This is a genomic window from Streptomyces tanashiensis (genome assembly GCF_014648895.1).
Classification (GTDB): domain Bacteria; phylum Actinomycetota; class Actinomycetes; order Streptomycetales; family Streptomycetaceae; genus Streptomyces; species Streptomyces tanashiensis.
Window position 1 is genome coordinate 146,894 of record NZ_BMRZ01000018.1, and the last position, 17,270, is coordinate 164,163.

Below are 17,270 nucleotides of genomic sequence, written 5' to 3' on the forward strand. Positions count from 1 at the left end.
CCAGGCATTTTCCGCGCGCCGGGACCGGGGGCGCCGCCTCAGCCGGTGCCGCCGCCCCTCTCCGCCGCGAGGCCGTCGGCGAGCGCGCCGATGGTGGCCGGACCGACGCGGCAGCAGCCGCCGACGAGGCGGGCCCCCGCTCCGGCCCAGTCGAGGGCCCACGCCGGGTCGAAGGCCATGTCCCCGCGCCAGCCCCGCGCCCCGGCGTCCCACCGCTCGCCGCTGTTGGGGTAGACCACGGCCGGCTTCCCGGTCACGGCCACGGCGAGCTCCACCGCGTCCCCCGCCCCGGCCGGGTCGCAGCAGTTCACCCCGACGGCCACGACCTGCTCGTTCCCCGCGGCGACCGCGAAGGCCTCCGCCAGGTCCTGCCCGGCCCGGGTCCGCCCGCCCTCGACGGTGTACGAGAGCCACACCGGCACCCCGCACCCCTCGGCCGCCCGCAGCAGCGCCTCGGCCTCCTCCGCGTCCGGCACGGTCTCCAGGGCCAGGACGTCCGGCGCGGCCCCGGCGAGGGCCTCGATCCGGGGCCGGTGGAACCGCTCCAGCGCCCCCACGGACAGCCCGTACCGTCCCCGGTACTCGCTGCCGTCCGCGAGCATCGCCCCGTACGGTCCGACGGACGCGGCGACCCACACCTCCTCCCTCACCGCCTCCCCCGCCGTCCGGGCGAGCTCCACGCTCCGGGCGAGCAGCCGCGCGGCCTCCTCCCGGCCCGTGCCCCGACGGGCGAAGCCCTCGAACGTGGCCTGATAGCTGGAGGTGATCAGGACCCGCGCACCGGCCCGCACGTACGCCGTGTGGGCCGCTTCGATCTGCTCGGGCCCGTCGGCGAGGAGCCTCGCGGACCAGAGCGCGTCCGAGAGGTCGCAGCCCTGTGCCTCCAGCTGGTTGGACAGCCCGCCGTCGAGGACGAGCACCTCCGCCCCGAGGGCTTCCGCGAGCGTACGGACCGGTCTCATCGGTTCACCCCCGCTCATCCGAGCTGCGACTGGACCCGGGAGGAGATCAGCTCCAGGTGGTCCAGGTCCTCCAGGTCCAGGACCTGGAGATAGACCCGGGAGGAGCCGATCGCCGCGTACCGGCCGAGCTTGTCGACGACCTCGGCGGGCGAGTCCGCGAGCCCGTTCGCCCGGAGCTCGTCCACGTCCCGCCCGATCGCGGCGGCCCGCCGGGCCACCTCGGCCTCGTCCCGGCCGACGCAGACCACCAGCGCGTTCGAGTAGACCAGGTCGTCGGCGGGCCGCCCGGCCGCCTCGGCGGCGGCCCGGACCCGGCCGAACTGCCGCTCGCTGTCCTCGACGGAGGCGAACGGGATGTTGAACTCGTCCGCGTACCGCGCGGCGAGCCGCGGCGTCCGGCTCGCGCCGTGCCCGCCGATCAGCACCGGGATCCTGCTCTGGGCCGGCTTGGGCAGCGCCGGCGAGTCGGTGAGCCGGTAGTACTCCCCGTCGTGGTCGAAGGTCTTCCCGACCTCGGTCTCCCAGAGCCCGGTGATGATCGCCAGCTGTTCTTCGAGACGCCCGAACCTCTCCTTCGGGAAGGGGATGCCGTACGCCTTGTGCTCCTCCTCGAACCAGCCCGCGCCCAGCCCCAGTTCGACCCGGCCGCCGGACATCCGGTCCACCTGGGCCACCTGGATGGCGAGGACCCCGGGGAGCCGGAACGTGCCGGCCGTCATCAGCGTGCCGAGCCGGATCCTCTTCGTCTCCCGTGCCAGGCCGGCCAGGGTGATCCAGGCGTCCGTCGGTCCGGGCAGCCCGTCCGTCGACCCCATGCCGAGGTAGTGGTCGGAGCGGAAGAAGGCGTCGAATCCGAGCTCCTCGGTGGCCCGGGCCACCGTGAGGAGGGTGTCGTAGTCGGCCCCCTGCTGGGGTTCGGTGAAGATGCGGAGATCCATACCTCCATCCTGCACCTCGGGGTCGGTGTCAACCTCGCCGTCAGCGCCCCGGCGCCACCGGCTCGGTCGGGTGAATATCCGGTCCCCTGGCGGGGCGCGTCCTCCCTGGCCAGTGACCGGGGCCCGGCACCGTCGTTGGCTCGGGCGGAGCCGGACCGCCCGGCCCGCGTGCCGGCGGCCGCTGCCGGTGCGTCTCTCACGGCCCCGTCCTCGGCGGCGGGGCCCGGGCCGAGGAGGCCGCCATGTCCCAGGAAGCCGCGCCGGAGCGGGCCGTGCCCGAACAGCCGGTGTCGCAGTCCGTGCCCGAGCAGAAGGGCGCCGGCGCCCCCAAGGGCCTGCTCCAGCAGATGGAGGAGCTGATGGCGGCGCTCTCCGCCGACCTCTCCCAGCTGGACGCCGACCTCCAGTCCACCTCCGACCGCCTCGCCGCGGAACCCCCGACGCAGCGGGAACCCTCGACCCGGCCGGAGTCCCGGCAGCAGCCGGAGTCCCAGCAGTAGCGACAGCCCCGCAGCCGGCGTCCCGAGGCCGACCAGTACCGCCCCGCACACCAGCGCTCCGGCCAGCACCGCCCCGTCCGGCAGCACCCCGGCCGGCACCGTGCCGGTCCGCACCGCCCCCGGCAGGGACGTCGTCTCCCCGCGCACCCCTACCACGACGGGCCCCGTCCCGGGCCCGCTCGGCCCCGGGCGGGGTCGGGCGGGCGGGCGCGCTCCCCGTCGCGCACGGCGAGGCGCCGCAGCATCCCGCGCACCCGGTCGCTCGACTCGTCTGCGGCGTCGATGGCCTCGATGCACTGCCAGTAGAGCCCCTCCTCGTCGGTGGCGCAGGCCACCCCCACGAGCGCGATGCCCACCTCCCCGAGAAGCTCCCCGAGCGCGGTCAACGCCCCCTTCGGGTCCGCGACTTCCGTCAGCCGGCCCGCGCGCGGCCCTCCGGCACCCCAGGCCGGGTACTCGCCGATCTCGCTCAGCCCCCGCGCCTCGCCCCGCAGTTCCAGCGGTCCGCAGAGCGCGAGGTGACTTCCTATCGCCTGGGCGAGGGCCTGGGCCTGCCAGGCCTCCGCCACGATGTCCTGTGCCGTCCCGCTCTCCGTCAGCGCGTGCCGACCGAGCGCGATGAGTCGCTCCGCTTCCATCAACGCCGCCCCCGTTCGTACGACTTACTGCCCACTCACTCCACTACCCAGAGTGAGGCCGCCTGAGCCTCGACACCAGAGGAATTCGGAAATCTGTGGACAGGAGGCCTGACGGGGAAAAGTCGATCACTCCGAAGAGTGACGATCTCCGTCCGTCACGCCGTCCGCACCTCCGTCCTCACCCCCTCCGCCCCGCCTCCGGACGGGAAATCGCACCTCGTTCCGGTCGATCTTGGCCGCGAGCGCCGCCAGTGGATCGACGCCGAGCACCTGGCAGAACTGGAGGAGGTAGGCGAGCACGTCCGCCACCTCGTCGGCGACCCGGTGCGCCGACTCCGGGTCCTCCATCACCCGCTCCGCCTGCTCCGGCGTCAGCCACTGGAAGATCTCCAGGAGTTCGGCCGCCTCCACGCTGAGGGCGGCCACCAGGTTCTTGGGCGTGTGGTAGGGCTGCCAGTCGCGGGCCGCCGCGAACTCGGCCAGCCTGCGCTGCAGCCCCGCCACGTCGTTGTTGTCCGTCATCCGCCCAGGTCTACCACCGTCACCCCGGGCGTCCGGCGCGCCTCCCCCGCCGCCCGTTCCCCGACCGTGCCCGCCACCCGGATGTGCCCGTCGGCGGCGATGTCCGTCGCGAGCCGCAGCAGTTCGCCCACCTGCCGCCGGTCGAGCCCCCGGTCCAGGCCGTCGGCGAGCAGCGTCAGGCTCTGCATGGCGTCCGGCACCTCGGCGATCCGGTCCATCTCCAGGACTCCGGGGCCGGTGAGCAGGGTCAGCGCGAGGGCGAGATAGCGGAGTTCGCCGTCGCCGAGCCGCCCGAGCGGGGTGGCGGGACGGCCGCCGCGTTCGAGGACCGCGCGGACCGTGCCCTCCGGGAGCTCCTGCACGCCGAGACCGGTGACGGGTCCCACGCAGCCCGCTCCGGCGACGGCGGCGAGGCGGTGGTGGCGCCGCGGGCAGTCCGTGTGGGTGCGGTGCAGGACCTCGGCCAGGTTGCCGCAGCCGCGCCGCAACCGGCCCGCGCCCGGCGGCACGGGCGCCCGCATCCGCTCCGGCCGGGGGTCGCACGCGAAGGCGGACCGCAGCCCGATGACGACCTGCTCGGCGGCGGCCAGGACCTCCAGCTGCCCCTGGGTCTTGCCCGCGACCCGCAGCGGCAGCAGGGCCGTGCCCAGCAGGTCATCGGGGAAGGGGGCCCGGGTGACGGGTGTGCTGCCCGCCGTGTGCCACTCGGCCTGGACGGTGCTCCGGCCGGGGTCGCGGAGTGCGGTGGCGAGCAGGGTGCGGCCCCGGCCGGTGAGCCGTTCGCCGACGATCCGCAGCCGGGGCTCGGCCTGTACGGCGAGGTCCAGGTGGACGGGCCCCTCGGGTCCGTCGACCGTGCAGCCGATCCGGAAGCCGCGCCTGCCCTGGGCGTCGGGCCGGGCGCGCTCGGGGACGCAGTCGGCGGCGTCGGGGAACACCTCGTCGAGCGTGTCGCCCGCGCCGAGCCGGGCGAGGGCCTCGTACGCCCGCAGCGTGGTGGACTTGCCGCTGCCGCTGGGACCGGCGAAGAGGGTGACCGGTCCGAGCGGGTACACGGCGGAGCGGTGACCGGCGAAGGCGGACAGCCTCAGTTCGGTGACGGCGGGCCGGGCGCAGAGCGCCCCGACCCGACCCTCAGTCGCGGCCCTGCCCTCAGCCCCGACCCGGCCCTCCGCCCCGGCCCTGCCCTCCACCGCGACCCGGCCCTCGGCCGCGACCGGGCCCCGCGCCTCGGGGACGGAGACGCGGGACCCGGAGGTCTGAGGCCCGGGGACGCGGGACCCGGGAGCCCGGGGCCCGGAGACGCGGTCCTCGGCGACACGGGGCTCGGAGACCCGGGGCCCGGAGACCCCGCCGGAGGAGACGGGCGCCGCGGAGGACACCGCCGCCGCAGCGGCAACAGTCGCCCCGGAGGACACACCCGTCGCGGGGGAACCCGCCGCGACGGAGGCATCAGGCGCGACGGAGGAGGAGCCGACCGTGGAAGAACGAACCGTGGAAGAACGAACTGAAGAAGGACGAACCGAGGAAGGAACGACGTCGGAGGGGTGGGCGTCTGACGTGCGGGCGAGCGTGGAGCCGCCGGTGAGGTCCATGCCCGGACCGTACGCAGATCATTCCCTGACGAACCGTTACGGCGAGATGACCTTCCTACGATCGGGGGACGCCGGCGGTGCGACCGCCCACGACATCGTCCTCGTCCTCGCCCTCCGCGCCCTCGACCTCCGTGCCGGCCGGGGCCAGCAGGAAGACGTTCCGGTCGACGCGGTGCATCCCGCTGCCGAGACCGAACACGACACCGCTGCTGAAGTCGAGGATCCGCTTGGCGACCTCGGTGTCGGCGCTCGTCAGATCGAGGAGCACCGGGATCTGGGCGATGAGGTACTCGGCGACCTCACGGGCGTCGGCGAAGACCTGCACGCGGAGCACGACCATGCGGCGCTGCTCGGCGGATTCGTACTGCTCGGGGATCGTGCGGTGGTCGACCCTGGACGGCCATTCGTCACGGCCGCGCAGGGGCACGACCTGGGCGAGGCCCTCCCACTGCTCGTCGGTGACGTCGTACCTCTCGTACCTACTCATGGGCCCATCCTCCCGCTCCTCACCCGTTCGGCCCAACAACGACACGAGGTGATGACGCGGGAGGCGGTCGGTGCGCGGTCCGGGGTCAGCCGGTTCCCGGGCCCGCGGCCGCCGGCGGGACGGAGTACGTCACGGTGGCGGAGGCCGCCAGATCGCCTGCCTCGTCCCTGAGTTCGGCGAGGACCACACAGAGGCGGCGGCCGAACTTGGCCATCCGCGCGTGGGTGCGGAGCAGTCCCGGCCGGGGGCGGTTGAGGTAGCTGATCTGGAGCGAGGTGGTGAGCGCCATCGGAGTGGGGCGCCCGAGCCGGGCGTTGATCAGGAGGAAGGCGGCGAGGTCGACGAGCCCCGCCTGCTCGGGGCCGGAGATCGTGCCGCCGGGCCGGGTGCGGAGCCGGGCCCCGTCCGCCTCCATGAGCAGATGGGTGCCGCTCGCGTCGGTGACACGGCAGGCCGCGTAGTCCGGGAACTGCCGCTGGACGAGCGCGTTGAGCTCGTCCGGCGACAGCGGCCCGGCGACCGGGGCGGGAGCGTCCGCCCCGGTCGCGGGGCTCCCGGCGTCCCTCATCGGACGAAGCTCTTCGCCAGCCGGCGGAGCCCTTCCCTGATCTCGTCGGCCGAGTGCGTCGTGAACGACAGCCGCATCGCGCCCGGGTCCGGCTCCCCGCAGAAGAACGGCGCTCCCGGCACGTACGCCACCTCGTGGCCGACGGCGGTCTTCAGGAGGGCCGTCGCGTCGTGGCCGGCGGGGAGGGTGACCCAGATGAACATGCCGCCCTCCGGCCTGTTCCAACGGCTGCCGTCGGGCAGCGCGGCCGGCAGGCCTTCGAGCATGGCGTCCCGGCGCTCCTGGTAGGCGGCGCGCATCACCGCGACGTGCGCGTCGAGGTCGCTGTCGCGCAGATAGCGCGCCGCCGCGGCCTGGTCGATGGTCGAGGTGTGCAGGTCGGCGGCCTGCTTGGCGATCACACAGGCGCGGCGCAGCCCGGCGGGGGCGCGCAGGTATCCGAGCCGGAGGCCGGGGGCCATCACCTTGGAGAACGAGCCGAGCAGGACGGTGCGGTCGGCGGCCACCGGGTCGGCGGCGATGGAGGGGACGCGCTCGCCGTCGTAGCGCAGCTCGCCGTACGGGTCGTCCTCGACGATCCAGAACCCGTGCCGCGCGGCGGCCTCGGCGACGGCGTGGCGCCGCTCGGCGGGAAGGGTGCGGCCCGTGGGGTTCTGGAAGGTGGGGACGATGTAGAGGAGGGTGGCCTTCTCGCGGGCCGCGATCTCCTCCAGGGCCTCCGGGAGGATGCCCTGGTCGTCGGTGGGCACGGGGACGACGCGGGCGCCCGCGAAGCCGAAGGTCTGCAGGGCGGCGAGGTAGCAGGGGTCCTCGACGAGGACCACGTTGCCCGGTTCGACGAGGGCGGTGGTGAGGAGGGTGAGCGCCTGCTGCGAGCCGGTGGTGACGAGCAGGTCGTCCGCGTCCGTGGGCAGTTCGCGCGCGGTGAGCCGGGCGGCGATGGCGGTGCGCAGGTCCGGGTCGCCCTCGGTCGTCGAGTACTGGAGGGCGTGCTGCGGGTTCTCCGCCAGGACCCGGTCGTACGCCGCCCGGATCCCCTCGATGTCGAACAGCTCGGGGGCGGGCAGGCCTCCGGCGAACGAGATCACCTCGGGCCGTGCCGTGAGCGCCAGGATCTCCCGTACCGGCGACGAGCCGACGTTGGCCAGCCGGGAGGCGGTGGCCGGCGCGGGCACGGTGGGGGTGGTGGGGGTGGCGTTCATGGGCGCGGAGGCAGCAGAAAGCATGGCGCCAGCATATAGACATTCATGACGGTGTCCAGGTCGTTCGATTCCCTGTGGGAGTCGGCGAGTTGACGCCACCGAGTCCCCCTCCTGGAGCGAATTCAGGCCCCGATCCGGCCACACTGTGGGCCGTGGGAATCCGGCCGTGGACGTCGAATTCGGAGGATTGCCCTCCCCCGGCATTTCTCGCTGGTAGACCCCGGAGAGGGCGAGCGGGGCGATCTTCCCGGCCCCTGTCCGACGCGCCGCAATCGCTCCTCGGCCCGGTTCTCCGTACGCCGTGGACGACTCGGGGAAATCGGCCATTCCGGTCCTTGGTCTCATTGATGGACGGGTGCGCCGTGGATAGCGTTCGACCGCGCCACCACCGCGATGTCCGCGGTCTCCGCCGCGCCGCCGGCGGTCTTTCGGGTCGAAGTCGAACGAGCGAGGCGAGTGGATCACCATGGCATCTTCCGTTCCCGTCGACGAGGTCGTCGTCGTCCGCACCCCCGAGGAATTCCTCGCCATGCCCGAGGACTACCGCGAGATCGCCGTCCGGGGAATGATCGTCAACACCGAGGGTGAACTGTCCGGCGCCGACGACTACATCCAGGTGTTCCTGCCGCTCGCGCCGAACGCCGAGGAACGGCAGGTGTGCGCGGAACGCGCCGTCGAGGAGTACGACCACTACAAGATCGGCAAAAGGATTCTGGCCGACATCGGCGTGGACACCGGCTACATGGAGCAGCAGCGGCTGGCCGACCGCGATCTCTTCACGGGCCACGAGTTCCACACCTGCACCACCTGGGCCGAGCGCGGAATCTTCTCGTACATCGGCGAGGAGACCGCGATGGTGATGATCTCCGAATTCGCGCAGAGCAGTTACAAGCCGTGGGCCGAGGCGGTGCGCACGATCATTCTCGACGAGAAGGTGCACATCGCGCACGGCGCGCGGGTCTGCCGGAATCTCGCCCGCACCGAGGAGGGCCGCGAGGAACTCCAGCAGGGTCTCGACCGATTGTGGCCGGGATTCAACCGGATCTTCGGGAGCGCGCGTTCGGAGAGGTCGAAGCTCGCGGTCCGCTTCGGGCTCCGGCAGACCACCAATGGAGAGGCGCGCGACATCTGGCGGGCGAAGGTGACCCCGCGGATCGAGAACCTCGGCCTGAAGGTCCCCGAGTAGCCCGAGCAGCCCGAGCGGCCCGGTACGGCGCACCGGCCACGGCGCGCCCGTACGAGAGAGACACCGAGCAGCAGCCCGACCGAGGAGTCCGCACCCCCATGGCCACCCCCCTGACCATCACCCCGCGCCCGCTCGGCCGCCGCGAGGCGAAGGAGCGCACCGCCGCTCTCCTGGCCGAACGCCCCGATCTCGCCGAGCGCCTGCACCGGCTGCGCCGTCTCGGCCGGGAGGTGCGCTCCTGCGAGGTCCACCTCACCAACACGTGCAACATCCGCTGCAAGGGCTGCTGGTACTTCGAGGGCGGCTTCGACACCGCCGTCCGCGAGCTCTCGGACGTCGACAGGATCCGTGCCTTCGCCCGCCGGCTGCGGGACGAGGGAGTCAACCAGGCCACCCTGATCGGCGGTGAGCCGACCCTGGTGCTGCGCCGGGTGGAGGCCTTCGTCGAGGAACTGCCGTACATCACCATCTCGACCAACGGCCTGCGTCCGATGCCCGTGCAGGGTTTCGAACACATCGCCGTGGCCGTCAGCATCTTCGGCGGCGGGCCGCTCGACGACGACCTGCGGGCCATCCGGGTCAACGGCTCCAAGTTCACCGGTCTGTTCGACACGGCGCTCTCGCACTACCGGGACGATCCGCGGGTCCTGTTCATCTTCGCGCTCTCCGAGGACGGCCTGCCGTACCTCGAACCGACCGTCCGCAAGATCGCCGAGAACGGCAACATCGTCACCTTCAACTTCTACAGCGAGCACGGCTCCGACAACCCGATCCGGATCGAGAACGAGCGACGCGTCCTCGAAGAGGCCCTGCGGGTCAAGGAGGCGTACCCCGAGGCCGTGGTCAGCCACCCGTACTTCATCCGCAGCCTCATCACGGGCACCTCGCACTGGGGGGCGCGCTTCGGGTACGACGTGTGCCCGAGCCTGAGTGTCGACCATCCCGACCACGAGGAGCGGGTGGCCAACGGCAATCCGGTGATCCCGGGCTTCGCCGCCTGGGGCGCCGACTACGAGACGCTGCAGTTCTGCTGCACCTCCGGGGAGTGCGGCGGCTGCCGCGACAGCCAGGCCGTCTACAGCTGGCTGGTGGTGAGCGCCTCGCGCTTCCTGGACAGCGCCGCGCGCCTGGAGGAGTGGGTGGACATCGCGGAGAGCTACTGGCGCCAGTGGCACTGGTCGCCGTACCACGCCTCGAAGCTCACCCCCCGGCCCACACCCTCCTCCTGATCCCCTTCATCCGGCCGTCCGCCCACCGTACGGGAGAGTCATGTCCGAGACACTGGACCGCGCCACCATCGAGCAGTTCATCACCGACGCCCTCGTCGAGCTCGGCGTCGACGCCGCCGACGTCCTGCCCGGGGCCGCGCTCGACGACCTGGAGATCGACTCGCTCGACATGGTCGAGCTCGCGCAGTCCGTCAAGCGGGACCTCGGCGTGCCGGTCCGCACGAAGGACTTCGACGGCATCGACACCGTCGGCCAGATCCTCGAACTGTGCTACGAGAAGGCCGGAGTTGAGTGATCCGGGGCGGAGCGCGGAGGTCGTCGTCACGGGTTTCGGCGCGGTCACCCCGCTCGGCGTCGGCGCCGGCGTGCTCCACGAGCGCGCCGTCGCCGGTGACAGGGCGGTGGCGGTCTCCCATCCGGCCGTCCGGCACGCCGACTTCACCGCCGCCGACCATCTGCCGCGGAACCTGGTGCGCCGCACGGACCGGTTCACCCAACTGGCCCTGGTGGCGGCCGAGGAGGCCCTGACGCAGGCCGGGAAGCGGGACGGCGGGCCGGCGCCGTGGCCGTCCGAGCGCGTCGCCTGCGTCATCGGCTGCGGCCTCGGCGGCACCGGCTCCTTCGAGGCCCAGCGCGAGGTGTACGACAGGGAGGGCGCGGGGTTCGTGTCGCCGCTGATGATCCCGCAGATGATGGCCAACGCGGCCGCCGCCCACCTCTCCATGCGGCACGGTTTCCGCGGGGAGAGCCTCTGCGTGGCGTCCGCGTGCAGCAGCGGCGCGCAGGCCGTCGGCACGGGGATGCGGCTCCTCGCCTCGGGCGCGGCCGACGCCGTCGTCGTGGGCGGCGCGGAGGCCGCCTCGTCGGAGCTGGTGGCGGCCGCCTTCGCCAACGCGGGCGCTCTCTCCCCGAGCGGTTCCTCCCGCCCCTTCGACCGGGACCGGGACGGCTTCGTGATCGGCGAGGGCGCCGGGATCCTCGTCCTGGAGACGGCTGCGGGTGCCGCCCGGCGCGGGGTCGAGGTCCTCGGAGCCGTACGGGGGTACGGGGCGACCTCCGACGCCCATCACGTGACCGCGCCCGACCCCACCGGCGGGCCCGCGGGCCGTGCCGTCGCGCTGGCGCTGCGGGAGGCCTCGGTGGCGCCCGGGGAGCTGGCGTACGTGAACGCGCACGGGACCGGCACCGCCCTCAACGACCGCCTGGAGTGCGAGGCCCTGCGGCAGGCCCTCGGCGCCGACGTCCTCGCGCGGCTGCCGCTGTCCTCCGGCAAGGGCGCCCTCGGGCACCTCTTCGGGGCGGCGGGCGCGGTCGAGGCGATCGTCACGCTCCAGGCGCTGCGGCACGGCGTCGCGCCCCCGACGGCGGGGCTGCGCCGTCCGGACCCGGCGCTCGGTCCGCTCGACCTCGTCCGTACGGCGCGGAAGCTCACCACGCGCGCGCGTACGGGCCGGCTGTTCGGGCTCTCCACCTCCTTCGGTTTCGGCGGACACAACGCGGCCCTGGTCCTGGCCGTGGAAGGACGGTCCTGATGCGCGCGTCCCGCGACCCCCACGGCATCCCCGACCTGCTCGGCTTCTCGGGGCGCCGCTATCTGGTGACCGGTGTCCTCAACGACGACTCGATCGCCTGGCACACCGCGCGGGCGCTCCAGGAGGCGGGCGCGGAGGTCCTGCTGACGGGCTTCGGGCGGACCCGGCGGATCACGGAGGCGGCGGCCTCCGGCCTCCCGTACCCGGCCGACGTCCTGGAACTCGACGTGACGCGCCCCGAGGACCTCGACGCGCTCACGAAGGAGCTGGAGCGCCGCTGGGGCGCGGTCGACGGCGTCCTGCACGCGATCGCCGCCGCCCCGCAGTCCGCGCTCAGCGGCAACTTCCTCACCACGCCCGTCGAGAGCGCGACGCTGGCGCTGCGGACGGCGGCGTTCTCGCTGCACTCGCTGACGACGGCGCTCGCCCCGCTGCTGCGGGAGGGCGGGGGCGCGGGCGCGGCCAGGGGCAGCGTCGTCGGGCTCGACTTCGACTCCTCCGGGGCCTGGCCGGGATACGACTGGATGGGCGTCGGCAAGGCGACGCTCGGCGCGGTCTGCCGCTACCTCGCGCTGTACCTGGGGCATTCCGGGATCCGGGTCAACCTCGTCGCCGCCGGCCCGGTCGAGACCGTGGCCGGACGGGCCATCAGCACCTTCGACCGGATCGCCGACCGCTGGGAGCAGGAGGCGCCGCTCGGCTGGAGCCGCGCCGATCCGGCCCGGCTCGTCGGGCCCGTCCTGTTCCTGCTGTCGGACCTGGCGGCCACCGTCACCGGGGAGATCGTGCACGCGGACGGCGGGATGCACGCCGTCCGCATGGGGGCCGGTGCCGTCGGCGACCCCCCGGGCTTCGGCGCCCCGCCCCGCGCCGGCAAGGAGGACCGCTCATGACCGCGGCGATCGTCGGCGTCGGCTCAGCGCTGCCGGAACGGGCCGTGCCCAACAGCCACTTCGCCGCCATCGGCTCCTCCGACGCGTGGATCGTGAAGCGGACCGGCATCCGGCAGCGCCATTTCCTGCCGGAGGACGGCCACCTCGCCGACCTGGCCCTGGCCGCCTCCCGGACGGCCCTCGCCCAGTCGGGACACACCGCGCGCGAGGTGGGGCACGTCGTCGTGGCGACCACGACCCCCGACCGGGCCACCCCGGGACTCGCCGTGGAGGTGGCGGCCCGGCTCGGGGCGGACCGGGCCGCCGCGTTCGATCTGCACGCGGCCTGCGCCGGGTTCGTGTACGCCCTGGACCACGCCGTCGCCCTGATCGAGTCGGGCCGGGCCGGCACCGTCCTCGTCTGCGGCGCCGAGGCGCTGACCCGGATCACCGACCACGAGGACCGGTCGACGGCGGTGCTGCTCGGCGACGGCGCCGGGGCGGTGGTCGTGGCGGACGTGGACCCGGGTCCCTCCGTCGGGCCCGCGTTCCAACTGGGCTCGGACGGGAACCTGGTCCCGCTCCTCTACGCCGACCGGTACGACCGGAAGCTCCGGATGGACGGCCCCGAGATCTTCGTCCAGGCCGTGGAGAGGATGAGCGAGGCCGCACGGGACGTCCTCGCCCGGCGGGAGCTGACCGCCGACGACGTCGACCTGTTCGTCGCCCACCAGGCCAACGCGCGCATCGTCCGGGCGGTGGGCAAGGAGCTCGGTGTCCCGCCGGAGCGGCTCTACGTCAACGTCGACCGGGTCGCCAACACCTCCTCGGCCTCCATCCCGATCGCGCTCCACCAGGCCTGGCGGGAGGGCCGCCTCGGCCCGACGGGCCTGCTCGGGGTGGCCGCGTTCGGCGCGGGCATCACCTGGGGCGCGGGCGTGATCGGCTGGCGGCTTACGGACGGCGACACGGGGAACGCGAGCGGGGCCGCGCCATGAGGACCGCCCCCTTCCCCGTACTCGCCGCACTCGCCGCCCCGGACGGCGCCGCGCTCGTGGTCCGCGTCCACGCCCGCCCGGAGCCCGCCGCCCCGGTCGTGATCGTCCTCCCCGCGATGGGCACCGCCGCCCGCCACTACACGCCGCTGGCGCGGGCACTGCACCGGCGGGGCGCGACCGTGGTGACGACGGACCTGCGGGGCCACGGCGAGAGCACCCCGGTCGCGGCTCGCGGAGTCCGCTTCGGCTACCGCGAGCTGGTCGAGCACGACATCGGCGCGGTGCTCGACGCCGTCGAGCGCGCGTTCCCCGAGGCGCCCCGGCTGCTCCTGGGGCACAGCCTCGGCGGCCAGCTCGGTCTGGTGCACTGCGGGCTCTTCCGGCCGCGCCTCGCGGGGGTCGTCCTGGTCGCGAGCGGTTCGGCCTGGTGGCGGGCGCTCGGCACGGGGGCGGATCCCCGGCCGGGTGCGCGGTGGCTCGCGCGGAGCCTGCTGTGCGTGGCCGGTGCGGAGCTGCTCGGGTACTGGCCGGGGCACCGCTTCGGCTTCGGCGGGCGCGAGTCCGTGGGCGTGATGCGCGACTGGGCCCGGCAGATGCGGACCGGGCGGTACGGGGCCCGGGGCACGGCCGCCGACTACGAGGAGGCGCTGCGGAGCGTCGACCTGCCCGTGCTCGCCGTCGATGTGGAGGGCGACGCGCTCGCGCCGCCCCGGGCCGTGGACCACCTGTGCGCGAAGCTTCCCGCGGCCCGGGTCCAGCGCTGGCGCTACCGGGCGTCGGACGCGGGCGGCCGGCCGCTCGACCACTTCCGCTGGATCCGGCACAACGCGGGCCTGGTCGAACGGATCGCGGCCTGGGCGGAGTTCCCCGCGGCGGCCGAGGTGGGCGGGCGGCACGGCAGCACCCCGTCGGGTGCCCGGGCGTGAGCGGGCGCCGCGCGGAAGCGGCTCTGCTCGGCGCGCTGCTGTCCGAGGGGGTGCGCTGGGCGGAGGAGACCGGGGAGACCGGCCTCCCCTGTCCCTTCCCCGAGGAGGAGGCGCTGATGGCGCGTGCCGCGCCCGGCCGGCGGCGCGAGTTCGCGACGGCCCGGCGCTGCGCCCACCGGGCGCTGGCCGCTCTGGGAGTGGCGGCGGCCCCGCTCCTGCGGGGGCGGCGCGGGGCGCCCGCGTGGCCCCCGGACACCGTCGGCAGCATCACGCACTGCGCGGGGTACCGGGGCGCGGCGGTGGCGCCCGCCGCCCGCTTCCTCGCCCTCGGCATCGACGCCGAGCCGCACGCGCCGCTGCCGGCCGGGGTCCGCGAAGCGGTGGCCTTCGGCCCCGAGGAGGCGCGGCTGCGCGCCCTGGCCGCCCGGCGGCCGGACATCGCCTGGGACCGGCTGCTGTTCAGCGCCAAGGAGTCCGTCTACAAGGCCTGGAGCGGATACGGCGGTGCCTGGCTCGGCTTCGAGGACGCCGAGGTGTCCTGGTCGTGCGGCTCCGAGGAGGCTCCGTCGCCGGGGCGACCCGGCGCGGTCGACCGCCCGGGCCCGTCGCCACGCGCGCGTACGGGACGGACCGAGGCCCTCGGCCGGTTCCGGGCGCGGCTCCTGGTCGATCCGCCGCTCCCGTCAGCGGCGGCGCCGTCCCTCTTCCCGCGCGTGCTGCCGGGGCGCTGGCTCGTCCGCGAGGGCCTCCTGCTCACCGCGATCGCCGTCCCCCGCCCCGTACCGCCCCCGCATCGCACGGCACCGAAGGAGCACCTCCGATGAGCGTCGACGACGGCACCGTTCCCGCACTGCTCGCCCGGAGCGCCGCCGCGCACCCCGGCCGGACCGCGCTGCGGCTCGGCGGCGACACGCTCACGTACGGCACGCTCGACGACCTCGCCGACCGGGCCGCCGCGCTGCTCCACGCGCGCGGGGTCGGGCCCGGCGACCGGGTCGCGCTCATGCTCCCGAACAGCGTGCTGTTCGCCGTGCTCTACTACGGCGTGCTGCGCGCGGGCGCGATCGTCGTCCCGCTGAACCCGCTGCTGCGCGCGGGCGAGGTCCGGCACTGTCTGGCGGACGCCGGGGCGGCGCTGCTCCTCGCCTGGCACCGGGACGGCGAGGAGGCCGCCGAGGGCGCCAGGCGCGCGGGCACCCCGCACCTCACGGTCGAACCCGGGGCGTTCACGGCACTGCTGGGGGACCACGCGCGCGTGGACGCCGCTTTCCGTACCCCCGAGGACACGGCGGTGGTGCTCTACACCTCCGGCACGACCGGGGCGCCGAAGGGCGCCGAGCTCACCCACCGCAACATCCGGCGCAACGTCGACGAAGGCGTCCGGGTGCTCGCACTCGGCTCCTCGGACGTGGTCTTCGGCGGGCTGCCGCTCTTCCACTCCTTCGGGCAGGTCATGGGGCTCAACTGCGCGGTGGCCGTGGGCGCCTGCCTGACCCTGATGGCCCGCTTCGACCCGGCGGGCGCGCTCGCGCTCGTCGCCGGGGACCGGGTCACGGTCTTCCTCGGTGTCCCCACCATGTACGGGCTGCTGCTGCGCCACCCGGACCGCGCGCTCCACGACGTGTCCTCGCTGCGGGTCTGCCTGTGCGGCGGCTCACCCCTCCCGGTGGCCGTGCTGACCGGTTTCGAGTCGGGCTTCGGCTGCGCGGTGCTGGAGGGGTACGGGCTGTCCGAGTCGTCGCCGCTGGCCTGCGTGAACCGGCTCGACCGGCCGCGCTCCCCCGGCACGATCGGCATCCCCGTCGAGGGCGTGGAGATGCGCGTCGTGGACCGGGACGGCAAGGAGGTCCCCGACGGTGAGGTCGGCGAGCTCGTGATCCGCGGCCACAACGTCATGAAGGGGTACTGGCGCCGCCCCGAGGCCACCGCCGAGACGGTACGGGACGGCTGGCTGCACACCGGCGACCTCGGCACCCGGGACGCGTCCGGCGACTTCCGGGTGGTCGACCGCGTCAAGGACGTCGTGATCCGGGGCGGGTTCAACGTGTACCCGAGGGAGGTGGAGGAGGTCCTCCACCTCCATCCCTGCGTGGCGGAGGCCGCCGTCCTCGGCGTCCCCCACCCGGTGCACGGGCAGGAGGTCGCCGCCGCGGTGGTCCTGCGGCCGGGCAGCCGGATCTCGCCCGCCGAGCTGCGCGCGCACGTGCGGGAGCGGCTCGCCCCGTACAAGTACCCCCGCCGGATCTGGCTCACGGACGCCCTTCCGAAGGGCCCGACGGGGAAGGTCCTCAAGCGGGAGATCGTTCCGCCGGAGGAGGCGTAGGGGTGCACCTGCGCCCGGGTGCGCGGGTGCGCGGGTGTCCGGCAGACGGTCAGGCCTGATCGTCGGCTTCGGCCTCGGCCTCGGCGTCCGCCCACAGGGAGCGGACATGGCCGAGGTGGCGGCGCACGCACGCCTCGGCGCCGGGGGCGTCCCCGGCGATCATCAGGTCGAGGAGCTCGATGTGCTCCTCGGCGGAGGAGACCAGCTTGCCGGCCTCGTCCAGACCGGTCAGACCGTAGAGCCGGGACCGCTTGCGCAGGTCCCCCACGGTCTCGACGAGCCGCTCGTTCCCCGAGAGGGCGAGCAGGGCGAGGTGGAAGCGGCGGTCCGCCTCCAGATAGCCGATGAGGTCGTGCTCGCGGGCGCGCGAGACGATCTCCTCCGCGATCGGGCGCAGCCGCTCCAGCTGCTCCCGGGTGGCCTTGCGGGTGACCCTGCCGATGGTGGGGACCTCGATGAGGGTGCGGAGCTCGGTGTACTGGTCGAGGTCCCGCTCGCTGACCTCCGTGATGCGGAAGCCCTTGTTGCGGACGGGCTCGACCAGGCCCTCCCGGGCCAGGTCGAGCATCGCCTCGCGGACCGGGGTCGCGGAGACGCCGAGGTCGCCCGCGAGCCCGGGGGCCGAATAGACCTGGCCCGGGCGCAGTTCCCCGGCGATCAGGGCGGCGCGAAGGGCGTGGCCTACCTGGTCGCGGAGCCGTTCCTGCGCTCTGACGAGACCGTACTGTTTCAGGTCACCCATCGTGCGTCCTCCGAGAAGTCACGGGGGAGCATCGTACAATGTCACGTTTC

Annotated in this window: 19 protein-coding genes; 10 read left to right on the top strand and 9 right to left on the bottom strand. The window is 74.3% G+C overall.

The annotated features are described in order from the left end of the window. Positions 1-38: 38 nt before the first annotated feature. Positions 39-962 (bottom strand): homocysteine S-methyltransferase, encoded by a 924-nt coding sequence (gene mmuM, locus IE237_RS34360; protein ID WP_189806089.1) that lies wholly within the window; start codon positions 960-962, stop codon positions 39-41. A gap of 14 nt (positions 963-976) precedes the next feature. Then, positions 977-1,900, bottom strand: a complete 924-nt coding sequence (locus IE237_RS34365; protein WP_189806090.1) for an LLM class F420-dependent oxidoreductase — start codon at positions 1,898-1,900, stop codon at positions 977-979. A 242-nt stretch (positions 1,901-2,142) separates the two neighbouring features. Between IE237_RS34365 and IE237_RS34370 the strand changes: the two genes are divergently transcribed. After that, complete coding sequence (locus IE237_RS34370) at positions 2,143-2,400, top strand: hypothetical protein (protein ID WP_229843868.1); 258 nt, start codon at positions 2,143-2,145, stop codon at positions 2,398-2,400. A 149-nt stretch (positions 2,401-2,549) separates the two neighbouring features. Here the strand turns inward: IE237_RS34370 and IE237_RS34375 are convergent, their stop codons facing one another. The 6 genes from IE237_RS34375 to IE237_RS34400 all read right to left on the bottom strand — a co-directional run bounded on the left by IE237_RS34375 (position 2,550) and on the right by IE237_RS34400 (position 7,436). Beyond that, entirely contained in the window at positions 2,550-3,038 is a 489-nt protein-coding gene (locus IE237_RS34375; RefSeq protein ID WP_189806091.1) for a DUF6099 family protein, read from the bottom strand. Positions 3,039-3,164: 126 nt separating this feature from the next. Continuing rightward, the gene (locus IE237_RS34380) at positions 3,165-3,560 is read right to left on the bottom strand and encodes a nucleotide pyrophosphohydrolase (protein WP_189806092.1); all 396 of its coding nucleotides are present in this window, start codon (positions 3,558-3,560) and stop codon (positions 3,165-3,167) included. Then, the gene (locus IE237_RS34385; RefSeq protein ID WP_370468332.1) at positions 3,557-4,942 is read right to left on the bottom strand and encodes an AAA family ATPase; all 1,386 of its coding nucleotides are present in this window, start codon (positions 4,940-4,942) and stop codon (positions 3,557-3,559) included. The genes IE237_RS34380 and IE237_RS34385 overlap by 4 nt, the downstream gene beginning before the upstream one ends. A gap of 268 nt (positions 4,943-5,210) precedes the next feature. Beyond that, positions 5,211-5,642 carry a cell division protein SepF gene (locus IE237_RS34390; RefSeq protein WP_189806093.1) on the bottom strand — a complete coding sequence of 144 codons (432 nt, stop codon included), beginning with the start codon at positions 5,640-5,642 and terminating at the stop codon, positions 5,211-5,213. A gap of 85 nt (positions 5,643-5,727) precedes the next feature. Then, entirely contained in the window at positions 5,728-6,210 is a 483-nt protein-coding gene (locus tag IE237_RS34395; protein ID WP_189806094.1) for a PaaI family thioesterase, read from the bottom strand. Further along, entirely contained in the window at positions 6,207-7,436 is a 1,230-nt protein-coding gene (locus tag IE237_RS34400; protein WP_370468333.1) for an aminotransferase-like domain-containing protein, read from the bottom strand. Before IE237_RS34400 ends, IE237_RS34395 begins: the two co-directional genes overlap by 4 nt. Before the next feature lie 442 nt (positions 7,437-7,878). Here IE237_RS34400 and IE237_RS34405 point away from each other — a divergent pair, with 442 nt between their 5' ends. From IE237_RS34405 to IE237_RS34445, 9 genes are all read left to right on the top strand, one after another. Next, positions 7,879-8,598, top strand: coding sequence for a Phenylacetic acid catabolic protein (locus tag IE237_RS34405; protein WP_189806095.1), 720 nt, complete (start codon positions 7,879-7,881; stop codon positions 8,596-8,598). Positions 8,599-8,696: 98 nt separating this feature from the next. Continuing rightward, positions 8,697-9,827, top strand: a complete 1,131-nt coding sequence (locus tag IE237_RS34410) for a radical SAM protein (RefSeq protein WP_189806096.1) — start codon at positions 8,697-8,699, stop codon at positions 9,825-9,827. Positions 9,828-9,867: 40 nt separating this feature from the next. Continuing rightward, entirely contained in the window at positions 9,868-10,122 is a 255-nt protein-coding gene (locus IE237_RS34415) for an acyl carrier protein (RefSeq protein WP_189806097.1), read from the top strand. Then, positions 10,115-11,359, top strand: coding sequence for a beta-ketoacyl-[acyl-carrier-protein] synthase family protein (locus tag IE237_RS34420; protein ID WP_189806098.1), 1,245 nt, complete (start codon positions 10,115-10,117; stop codon positions 11,357-11,359). The genes IE237_RS34415 and IE237_RS34420 overlap by 8 nt, the downstream gene beginning before the upstream one ends. Continuing rightward, positions 11,359-12,252 (top strand): enoyl-ACP reductase FabI, encoded by an 894-nt coding sequence (gene fabI / locus IE237_RS34425; protein ID WP_229843869.1) that lies wholly within the window; start codon positions 11,359-11,361, stop codon positions 12,250-12,252. Before IE237_RS34420 ends, fabI begins: the two co-directional genes overlap by 1 nt. Further along, positions 12,249-13,229: a beta-ketoacyl-ACP synthase III gene (locus tag IE237_RS34430; protein WP_189806099.1), complete on the top strand. Its 981-nt coding sequence runs from the start codon at positions 12,249-12,251 to the stop codon at positions 13,227-13,229. Before fabI ends, IE237_RS34430 begins: the two co-directional genes overlap by 4 nt. Next, entirely contained in the window at positions 13,226-14,155 is a 930-nt protein-coding gene (locus IE237_RS34435; RefSeq protein ID WP_189806100.1) for an alpha/beta hydrolase family protein, read from the top strand. Before IE237_RS34430 ends, IE237_RS34435 begins: the two co-directional genes overlap by 4 nt. Continuing rightward, positions 14,152-14,979, top strand: a complete 828-nt coding sequence (locus IE237_RS34440; protein ID WP_229843870.1) for a 4'-phosphopantetheinyl transferase family protein — start codon at positions 14,152-14,154, stop codon at positions 14,977-14,979. Before IE237_RS34435 ends, IE237_RS34440 begins: the two co-directional genes overlap by 4 nt. After that, positions 14,976-16,478, top strand: coding sequence for a long-chain-fatty-acid--CoA ligase (locus tag IE237_RS34445; protein ID WP_189806101.1), 1,503 nt, complete (start codon positions 14,976-14,978; stop codon positions 16,476-16,478). The genes IE237_RS34440 and IE237_RS34445 overlap by 4 nt, the downstream gene beginning before the upstream one ends. Before the next feature lie 49 nt (positions 16,479-16,527). Here IE237_RS34445 and IE237_RS34450 read toward each other — a convergent pair whose 3' ends face one another. Further along, the gene (locus IE237_RS34450) at positions 16,528-17,220 is read right to left on the bottom strand and encodes a GntR family transcriptional regulator (RefSeq protein WP_189806102.1); all 693 of its coding nucleotides are present in this window, start codon (positions 17,218-17,220) and stop codon (positions 16,528-16,530) included. Positions 17,221-17,270: the final 50 nt, after the last annotated feature.